Source organism: Vibrio sp. Vb1574, assembly GCF_033338675.1.
On the sequence record NZ_JAWOTC010000228.1, the window covers coordinates 1 to 1352 of the forward strand.

A 1352-nucleotide genomic window follows, 5' to 3' on the forward strand; every position below is an offset into this window, starting at 1 on the left:
TACATCCTTTAACTTTGTGTTCAATCTGTGTGGCCGTGTCCATAGATTGCTTAAGCCTGAGTGCTTTTTCAATCTAGACATAAGTCTTAGCAGCCTTTAAATAAGCTATATCAACAAAGGGTTTAACGAAACCCCTTAGACAAACAAAACACAAAATTCGAAGTTTTATTCGGCACCAAACAAAGCACTGATTTTGGATGCCAATTTGTAAGTTATTACGTAATTAAATTACATAAAGTTTTGCAATGAAATATGATTTAAAACAGGTGTATGAATATAGAGGCAAGCGAGAAAACCTTGTATTCATAAGGTCTAGCGTAAAGAATTTAAACGGAGGTTAAACACAATGCGCAGCCAATTGTGTAAAATTAACATTGTGAAATTTCACAATTTTATGAAAGCTTCACGAAAATAAAGCTGTGAAATTTTACAAGTCAAAGTTCACCGACAGAATAAAATACTAGAAAGCGCACCGTTTCCAGTGCGCTTTTAGAGAAATGGTGAGGAAGTAAAGGCTAATACTAATAGCTAAAGCAGTTCGGAAACCACATCTGCAAGTTGGTTAAAAGTGTTTGTTCTTGATGAACTAGGGCGCCAAACCAAACCAATTTCGCGATACGCTTGCTGGCCAGGAGGGTCGATCACCACCAAATTTTGGTTGTGTAACAAGCCGTGTTCGATTGCCATTTGAGGAATAAAAGTGGTACCTAAGCCGTTCGCGACCATCTGCACCAAGGTATGTAAGCTGGTTGCCGTAAACGGGTTAATTTTCTCTTTATCGGTCAGCTTACAAGCTGAAACTGCATGTTCAGTTAAACAATGCTCTTTCTCTAATAGGAACACCGACTCATCCGGCAGATCGTCATAACGAATCGGTACAGGAATCGAATCGACTTGGTTTGCACTGATCACCATACGGAACGGATCTTTGCCGACGACGCGACTCTCCATACCATCGATTTCAACTGGCAACGCTAAGATCAGTACATCTAACTCACCATGACGCAGCGCTTGCAACAAATTGGTGGTGGTGTCTTCTCTTAATAGAAGGTTTAGCTGAGGGAATCGATAATTCACCTCTTGGACGAGGTCACACAATAAGAACGGTGCAATCGTCGGAATACACCCAACCTTCAACTGGCCTTTCATATCATCGCCCTGACATAATCGGCCAAGTTCTACTAAATCTTGTCCTTTGGCCAATAGCTCTCGACCTTGCTTTACGACCATTTCTCCGGTCTGGGTAAAAACCAACGGGCTTTTCTTGTCTTTCTTTTCGTAAAGCGGACAACCGATCAACTCTTCAAGATTCTGAATCCCTTTACTTAACGTTGATTGACTGACAAAGCAGC

The 1352-nt window shown here is 41.1% G+C and carries 1 protein-coding gene; it reads right to left on the bottom strand.

The genetic code is table 11. The features are described 5' to 3' along the window. Nucleotides 1–528: 528 nt before the first annotated feature. Nucleotides 529–1352: hydrogen peroxide-inducible genes activator (locus tag R7O12_RS25045; RefSeq protein ID WP_257968716.1), on the bottom strand; the 824-nt coding region annotated here is incomplete at its 5' end.